Origin of the sequence: Lactobacillus agrestimuris (genome assembly GCF_943193025.1) — a bacterium.
In the GTDB taxonomy this organism is placed as follows: Bacteria; Bacillota; Bacilli; order Lactobacillales; family Lactobacillaceae; genus Lactobacillus; species Lactobacillus agrestimuris.
On the sequence record NZ_CALPCQ010000001.1, the window covers coordinates 125,866 to 134,168 of the forward strand.

The 8,303-nt window shown below is 34.6% G+C and carries 7 protein-coding genes; 6 read left to right on the forward strand and 1 reads right to left on the reverse strand.

Annotation, left to right across the window (positions count from 1 at the left end):
* The 6 genes from NFR82_RS00605 to NFR82_RS00630 all read left to right on the forward strand — a co-directional run bounded on the left by NFR82_RS00605 (nucleotide 1) and on the right by NFR82_RS00630 (nucleotide 6,645).
* On the forward strand, nucleotides 1-693 hold the full coding sequence (locus NFR82_RS00605; protein ID WP_251716206.1) for a class A sortase: 693 nt from the start codon (nucleotides 1-3) through the stop codon (nucleotides 691-693).
* Entirely contained in the window at nucleotides 690-2,960 is a 2,271-nt protein-coding gene (gene recJ / locus NFR82_RS00610; protein ID WP_251716207.1) for a single-stranded-DNA-specific exonuclease RecJ, read from the forward strand. The genes NFR82_RS00605 and recJ overlap by 4 nt, the downstream gene beginning before the upstream one ends.
* A 95-nt stretch (nucleotides 2,961-3,055) precedes the next feature.
* On the forward strand, nucleotides 3,056-3,583 hold the full coding sequence (locus NFR82_RS00615) for an adenine phosphoribosyltransferase (RefSeq protein ID WP_251716208.1): 528 nt from the start codon (nucleotides 3,056-3,058) through the stop codon (nucleotides 3,581-3,583).
* A gap of 123 nt (nucleotides 3,584-3,706) precedes the next feature.
* A complete protein-coding gene (yjeM, locus tag NFR82_RS00620; RefSeq protein WP_251716209.1) occupies nucleotides 3,707-5,215 on the forward strand; it encodes a glutamate/gamma-aminobutyrate family transporter YjeM in 1,509 nt (502 codons plus the stop codon).
* A gap of 3 nt (nucleotides 5,216-5,218) precedes the next feature.
* The gene (gene citG / locus NFR82_RS00625; protein WP_251716210.1) at nucleotides 5,219-6,040 is read left to right on the forward strand and encodes a triphosphoribosyl-dephospho-CoA synthase CitG; all 822 of its coding nucleotides are present in this window, start codon (nucleotides 5,219-5,221) and stop codon (nucleotides 6,038-6,040) included.
* Nucleotides 6,041-6,123: 83 nt separating this feature from the next.
* Nucleotides 6,124-6,645 carry a GNAT family N-acetyltransferase gene (locus tag NFR82_RS00630; protein ID WP_251716211.1) on the forward strand — a complete coding sequence of 174 codons (522 nt, stop codon included), beginning with the start codon at nucleotides 6,124-6,126 and terminating at the stop codon, nucleotides 6,643-6,645.
* 35 nt (nucleotides 6,646-6,680) lie between these two features.
* Here the strand turns inward: NFR82_RS00630 and cls are convergent, their stop codons facing one another.
* Nucleotides 6,681-8,165: a cardiolipin synthase gene (gene cls / locus NFR82_RS00635; protein WP_251716212.1), complete on the reverse strand. Its 1,485-nt coding sequence runs from the start codon at nucleotides 8,163-8,165 to the stop codon at nucleotides 6,681-6,683.
* Nucleotides 8,166-8,303 lie beyond the last annotated feature (138 nt).

Sequence of the window (8,303 nt, forward strand, 5' to 3'; positions counted from 1 at the left end):
ATGACCAAAGAAAATAAGAAACATGATGCTAAAACGATCATTATCCGAGTTTTAGCGGTTGTCCTACTGTTGGTTGGACTAGTTTTAATCTTTAACAAGCAAATTAGTAACTATATTATCAGTAAAAATCAAACTTCTACGATGACAACCCTAACTAAGAAAACTGTTGATAAAAATCAAAAGAAAAAAGGGATGTTTGATTTTAGTAAAGTAAAAGAGGTTGATTTTAGTCAGGTTGCTCAATCAGCTCGAAAGAATAATGCGCATGCAATCGGAGCATTGGCTATTCCAGATGTAAATATGAGATTACCAATTCTCTTAGGGATGTCTGATGATGCTATGGCTACTGGTGGTGGTACAATGCGTGAAGATCAAGTGATGGGTAAAGGAAATTATCCGTTAGCTGGTCACTACATGACTTCTAAAGGAATCCTATTTTCACCACTTGAAGATGTTAAAAAGGGAGAATTGGTTTACTTAACTAATATGAAGAAAGTATATATTTACAGAATTTATATGAAAAAAGTTGTAAATCCATATGCAGTATATTTAGTTAATAACACTAAAAAGCCAATTGTAACTCTGATTACCTGTGCTGATGGAGGAGTTAACCGCTGGGCTGTACGAGGTAAGTTAATTAAAACTGAAGAAGCTAATAATAATAATTTAAAGGTGTTTAACTTAAAAGAATGAAGTGGAAAGAAAGAACTGCGACAGAACTTGATTCCGACTTAATTGAGAAATATCAACTTAGCCCGATTGCGGCTAAGTTGTTTTCTTTGAGAGGAATTAATACTGATGAAAAATTAGATTTTTGGTTTAATGCGACAATTGAGGATTTTGCAGATCCGTATTTGATGCATGATATGGATAAGGCAATTGAGCGAATTAATCAAGCAATCGATAATGGTGAAAAAATCACGATCTATGGTGATTATGATGCTGATGGTATTACTGCTACAACAATAATGACTGAGGCTCTTAGCATTTTGGGTGCGGATGTACACTACTTTATTCCAGATCGCTTTAAAGATGGTTATGGCCCTAATCTTGATTGTTATAAAGACATAGTAAATGATGGCACCAAGCTAATTATTACCGTCGATAATGGTATTACTGGTGTTGAAGAGGTTAAATATGCTCAAGACCACGGTGTTGATGTTGTTTTAACAGATCACCATACATTTCAAGAAGATGTTCCCAAGCCGTATGCGTTAGTTCACTGCGATTATCCTGGTCAAAAATATCCTTTTGATGATTATTGTGGGGCCGGCGTTGCCTATACAATTTGTCGCGCTTTAGTGGAAGATACTGTTCCTGAACTACTTGATCTGGCAATGATTGGAACAATTGGCGATATGGTCAAAGTTACTGGTGAAGGTCATATCCTTGTTAAATATGGTCTTGCTATGCTTAATCAGACCGAACGTCCAGGATTGAGAGCATTGATTAAAAACTCTGGTTTAACTTTAGGTGATATTAATGAAACTGATATTGGTTTCAATATTGCTCCGAGATTAAATGCAGTCGGAAGGCTTGCTAATGCCAATTTGGCAGTTGAACTTCTTTTGAGTGACGATGAGAATCAAGCTCAAGAAATTGCTGATAAAATTGAAAATTTAAATAATGAGCGTAAAGAGTTAACTAATGAAGTTTATGAAAAGTGCATGCTTCAAATTAAAGAAAATAGTTGGCAAAAATCAAACACTTTAGTTATCTATGATTCAGATTTTCATGAGGGCGTTTTAGGACTTGTGGCTAATAAAGTTGCTGAAAAGACACATAAACCAACTATCGTTTTAACCAAAAATCATGATGGCGAGATCAAAGGATCAGGTCGATCATTCCCTGGTTTTAATCTTTTTGACGCTCTTAATCCATTAAAAGATTCAATTTTAACTAAATTTGGTGGTCATGATTTTGCCTGCGGTTTATCTCTTGAAGAAGATAATATTTCTTCTTTAAGAAGTGCTTTTGAAAAAAGCTTTAATCTTGAACAAAATGGCGAAAATAAAGAATATGACATGGAATTGCCTTTAAATAAAATTAGTACGCAAACAATAGATGATATTGCCCAAGTAGGTCCATTTGGCACAGGTGATCCAAATCCAATTTTCAGTATTACTGATGCAAGCATTTCAAGTTTCTATAAAATTGGCAAAGATAAGAATCATGTAAAATTCAAAGTTAGCAAAAATGGTAGAAATCTTGATGTAGTAGGATTTAATAAAGACTTTTTGAATAATAATCTTTTACCATTTGTCACTAAAATATTTATTCAACTTTCAGTTAATAATTTTAGAAATAAATCTACTATACAAGGAATTATTGAAGGAATTGAGTTCTCTTCACCTAAATTGGCAACGCCAGCTCCAATTGTTGATCTTAGAACTGAAAATTTCGTGATGGGTTTTGCAGATAGATATCTATTGTTTGATCCAAAGAATATACCATATGTAAAAAATGTTTTAGGGATCGACGAAAATAAAATATCTTTAGTTAAAGATTATCAGTCTAGTGGAGAAACAGCAGTCTTATTAGATGTTCCTCATAGTCAATTCGAGCTGAATCAGGCCTTAGAGAATAATTATCATCAACTTTATTTACGATTCTTAATTGATCAATTACCTGTTGAAACTGTTCCAAGTAAGACTAGTTTTGGTAATGTTTTGAAATATATTTATAAGCATCCAACTTTGACCCCGGAAGATTACCGTACAGTAGCTCCATATCTTGGTTTGGATTATGATAGTGTTCTATTTATCTTAAGGGTTTTCTTTGAGCTTGGTTTTATTAAATTAGAAGATGGAAAATTAGTTGGTGAAAAATCCGCTGAAAAGAAGCCGTTATCAAGTTCTAAGTACTTAATGGCAACAAAATCACAGATTGATTTTATGAACCAATTAAGAAATATGCCAAGTCAGAAATTAATAGATTATATTAATAGTCTAAGTAAATAGTTCTTTCTAACTGTTTTTTACATTGGATCTCTGTTAAAATATACTAAGAGAAGTGTTTCATTGGAAAACACAAGATTTATGGAGGTTTGTCTTCGATGGCAATTGATTTTGAAAAGCATATTGCAAATGTAAAAGATTTTCCAAATAAAGGAATTATCTTTAGAGATATTACACCAATTTTGCAGGATGGTGAGTTGTATAAAGCAGCTACTCATGAATTAGCCGAGTACGCAAAAAGCCGCGGTGCAGAAGTTATTGTAGGACCTGAAGCCAGAGGTTTTATTGTTGGCTGTCCAGTTGCAACTGAATTGGGGCTTGGCTTTGTGCCAGCACGTAAACCTCACAAATTGCCTAGAGAAGTTGAAAGTGCATCATATGATTTAGAATATGGTTCAAATGTTCTTGAAATGCATAAAGATGCGATCAAGCCCGGTCAAAAAGTAGTAATTTGTGATGACTTAATGGCTACAGCGGGAACACTTCATGCAACTAAAGAATTAATTGAAAAATTAGGTGGAGAAGTTGTTGGTGCTGCTTTCTACATTGAACTTGAAGATCTTAAGGGGCGCGAACAATTCCCAGATACAGATATCTTCTCACTTGTGAAGTATCACGGTGCTTAATAGCAAGATACATGAATAATTAATTAAAGAGTTTGGAAAATTCCAGACTCTTTTTGTGTTCTACGTAAGATAAGCGCATAATATTAAATGTTTATAACGAGAAAGAAGGAGTTTAATTAAGTTATGGGATCTGAAAATTCCGATAGTTCGGTCAAGATTAGATTAGGCACTTTAGTACTAATGATCTTTTCTGCCATTTTTGGTTTTAGTAATTCATTGACGGCATATTACCAAATGGGATATGCAAGTATTATTTGGTACATCATTACTGCGGTACTGTTCTTTTTACCTTCAGCTTTAATTTTTGCTGAATATGGGGCAACCTTTAAGGGAGTAAGGGGTGGTATCTTTTCATGGCTGAAGGGATCAGTTAGTGAAAAGACCGCCTTTGTAGGTACATTTATTTGGTTAGCGGCTTGGGTTGTCTGGCTAGTTTCTTCAACTCAATTTTTCCTAGTTTCAGTTTCAACTGCGTTTTTTGGACATGATACAACCCAGAGTTGGCATTTATGGAATTTATCATCAACTGAATTACTTGGGGTATTAGAAGTTGTTTTCTTAGTTGTGGTAACATTTTTTGCTGCAAAAGGAGTAGATAAAATTGCCTTTGTAAGTAATATCGGTGGTTTCTTTACTTTAGCAGTAACAATTGGTTTCACCTTAGCTGCTGTTATTGTGTTTATTATCAATAAAGGACAATTAGCAGAACCTTTAACAGCTAATTCATTAGTTCATTCACCCAATCCGCAATTTCAATCACCAATTGCGATTATTTCATTCATTGTTTATGCTTTGTTTGCTTACGGTGGTCTTGAGACTTCAGCGGGGGTTATTGACTCCGTTGATAAACCCGAAAAAACTTTCCCTAGGGCATTAATCATTGCCATGATCACAATGACTAGTTTCTATGTATTAAATATTTTCATGTGTGGTGTGGTGGCAAATTGGAGTGCTGACTTAAGTGGTAAACACGTTGACCTTGCTAATGTTGAATATGTTTTAATTAACAATATGGGACTTGAGATTGGTCATGGACTTGGTTTATCACATGCAACTTCTGTCCAAATTGGTCAATGGTGTGCACGTTTTGCTGGTTGGGCAGATGTTTTATCTGGTATTTCAGCGGCTTTCTTAATGGTTTATTCACCAGTAAAATCATTTATTGAAGGTTGTGATCCACGTCTTTTACCAAAATCATTAGTTAAATTAAATAAACATGATATGCCAGAAAGATCTATGTGGCTACAAGCTCTTATTGTAAGTATCATAATTTTGTTTATTTCATTTGGTGGTAGTGCTGCGGGTACCTTCTATACGATTTTAATGGATATGATGAACGTTTCTTCATCGGCTCCATATTTATTCTTAATTGGAGCTTATCCATTCTTTAAGATGAAAAAGGATCTAGATCGTCCATTTGTCTTTATTGAAGGAATGAAAAAAGTTTGGATAGTAACAATTGTTGTTTGGTTAGTTGTTGCAATTGGTATTATCTTTACTTGTATTGAGCCTTTATTTAATGGTGATTATGCAACTTCGTTCTGGACTGCGATTGGACCAGTTGCCTTTGGAATAATTGCTTGGATTTATTACACTGTTAAGGAACGTAAAAATCCAAGATTAGAGGATTAATTATTGATTGAACAAGTAGTTTCACATGCGATTGAAGCACTTTTATATGAAGCAGTGACGAATCCAAAACCTGGATTAGTTGATCCAAGCGATCCGGGTTCGCATAAAGATATGGATATCTATACTTTTATTGATAGTAGTGTAACTATGCGCACATACCTCATAAATGCTGCTAGAGTCGGTTTTGAATTTAACGAGGATGATTTAACGAAGATGTTTAATCAACTGCGTCGGGCAGGAATGTCGGCCGAAAAAGTTATGTTTGAAACGACTGATCAAGTTAATACTCACAAAGGGGCAATTTTTTCTTTAGGAATTTTCGTTTGTGCTAAAACATATTCAGATAAACATGATCTATTAATTTATGATGTGATTCGAGCAATGTGTGCAGGTTTAGTAAAAAATGACTTGCAAAAGAAAGAAAACTTTAAAACTGCTGGTGAATTGCAATATTTGAAATATGGTCAAGGTGGAGTACGGGAGCTTGCTGAATCCGGTTATCCGATTATTGAAAATTATTCTTTGCCATTTTTAAAAGAGTCAACTGGAACAATAAATCAGCGTTTGTTAGATACTTTGATGGCAATAGCGAGTGTTACAATTGATTCGACCTTTATTAAACGCGCTGGTGGAATTGAAAAGGTTGAATGGTTACATGAGCAAGGCAAAAAGTTTTTGGAGCTTGGTGGCAGTAAAAGTGAAGCAGGGATGCAGTTTTTGCTTAAACTAAATCAAGTTTTTAAAGATAACAATTATAGTATTGGAGGCTGTGCTGATCTATTAATTGTTACTATCTTTATGGCGTTAGAACTGGATTATATTTAATATAGAAAGCATTTATTTTTTACAGGTAGATGCTTTTTTTGTTACAATATTCTTCGTACTAAAAATAAGAAGGATGTGTTGAAATGAAACTAAAACAGGCCACAATGGAGGATTTTGATCAAATTATTTCAATCTTAAAAGACGGTGCTAATCAACTTGCTGAACATGGTGTTGACCAATGGCAGGGTGACTATCCTTCTCCAGATCAAATCAAGGAAGATATTGAAAATGGATGGGCATACTTAGCCATTTCTCAAGATAAAGAAACTGTAGGTGCTGCAGCTATTGTGCAAGGCCCAGATCATGTATATGATCAAATGGATGGAAAATGGTTGATTGAAACCGATAATTATAAAGTGATCCATCGAGTTGCAATTCATTCGAATCATACTGGTAAGGGTTATGCTACTAAACTTTATCATGAAATAATTGATCAAATTAAGACTAATAATCCTGATATAGATTCAATTCGTGTTGATACTCATGAAGATAATAAGGCAATGCAACATTTAATTGATAAGATGGGGTTTAAACGAGTAGGTACTTTGAATGGAGTTTACCGAAAAGGTGAAATCTCATATGTATATGAGCTATTGCTAAAATAAAACAGATCTTCCGCTTGGAAGATCTGTTTTATTTTTTATAGTATTGGTGAAAGCAATCTAGAGAAATATTGCTTAAACTTGCGCCACTTAGATTGGTTATCAAAGTATTCATTAGTCATCAAGGTTGACTTCTTAAGGTCTTCCTCAAAAATGGCCTTTAATTTTGCCGTTAATTCTGGACTGTAGTTAAAAGCATTGACTTCGAAGTTCAAACTGTAACTACGGAAGTCTTGGTTGGCGGAACCAACTGAGGAAATATTAGAACCACTAACGATAGTTTTCGCATGAATAAAGCCATTATCATATTTATAGACCTTAACGCCGTTAGCCGTTAAGTATTTAGCATAATATTCTGTTGCGCGATATACGAAGGCATGATCTGCCATATCGGGAACCATAATTCTGACATCGACACCACTTTTAGCAGCAATAATCAAAGCTTCTAAAACAGGAGGCTCTGGGATTAAGTATGGTGTTTGAATATAAACGTATTTTCTCGCACCGGCGATGATTCCTTCATAACCACGACGGATAGCAAAATCTTGGCTGTCAGGGCCTGAAGAAACAATTTGCATGGCGACTTGTGATTCACTAGTTGCAGGCTTTAATTTGAAATCTTTTAGCCAATCTACTTCATACTTAGGTAAGTGTGATTTACGGCTAGAAGTGTTCCAATCCATTGCAAAGCGAACTTCCATCATAGTTGGGGCCTGGCCAACAACGCGCATGTGTGTGTCGCGCCAATGACCGAATTTTTCAGATTTATCAACGTATTGATCACCAATGTTGAAACCACCAATGTAGCCAATTTCATGATCAATGATGACTAATTTGCGGTGTAAATGGTAATTAAGTCGTGGAGTGGTAAACCAGTATTTTTTAGAAGTAGAAATAAATGGTTGAGCCTGACCACCTAATTTACGTAAGTTATCAAAAAATCTAGGTTTAGTGCCGCGAGAACCACTAGCATCGTAGATTACCCGCACCTTTACTCCACGCTTAGCAGCACCTTCTAAGGCTTTTAAAACGCGATTGCCTAATTCATCATCATAGAAAGTGTAAAATTCAACATCGATCATTTCCTTAGCTTGATTAATATTTTCAATGATGTTGTCGAATAATTTTGGTCCATCAATAAAAAGTTCAACGTCATTGTTAAAGGTTAAAATTGAATCATTATTAGTTAGATTCAATTCCGTAAGCATCCTGGCCCGTGGCTTGCGATCTTCTGATGGCAATAAATCATGCTTTTTGAGCAGTTTATGTTGTTGGCTTAAAAATTGATCACGAGCTTTTTGTTGTTCTGTTTGAATTGCAAAAATTTCGTCGTGCGATAATTGTCTTCCTAAAAATAGATAAATAATAAAACCTACATAAGGAAAGACCGTTAATACAAGCAGCCATGCCCAAGTTGAGGCTATATCTCGTCTGGAGCGAAAAACTGTCCAAATAGCGAAACCAATATTAATTAGCCACAAAACTTCAATAATGCGGCGAATAATGTCCCATGTCCAAATCATTTAAATCATCCTTATTACAAAATACAATTTTTATATATTATTATACTATATCAAAAACTATGAGACTGTAAAATAGTTTGTGTAAGGATGAATGATTCCTTAAATTTATTTCTTTAAACATTAGAAAAAGGAGTTCCT

What these genes read in the sequence shown, in the direction of transcription:
- NFR82_RS00605 (WP_251716206.1), top strand. Translation starts at nt 1, where the DNA reads ATGACCAAAGAAAATAAGAAACATGATGCTAAAACGATCATTATCCGA.
- yjeM (WP_251716209.1), top strand. Translation starts at nt 3,707, where the DNA reads ATGGGATCTGAAAATTCCGATAGTTCGGTCAAGATTAGATTAGGCACT.
- NFR82_RS00630 (WP_251716211.1), top strand. Translation starts at nt 6,124, where the DNA reads ATGAAACTAAAACAGGCCACAATGGAGGATTTTGATCAAATTATTTCA.
- cls (WP_251716212.1), bottom strand. Translation starts at nt 8,165, where the DNA reads ATGATTTGGACATGGGACATTATTCGCCGCATTATTGAAGTTTTGTGG.
- recJ (WP_251716207.1), top strand. Translation starts at nt 690, where the DNA reads ATGAAGTGGAAAGAAAGAACTGCGACAGAACTTGATTCCGACTTAATT.
- NFR82_RS00615 (WP_251716208.1), top strand. Translation starts at nt 3,056, where the DNA reads ATGGCAATTGATTTTGAAAAGCATATTGCAAATGTAAAAGATTTTCCA.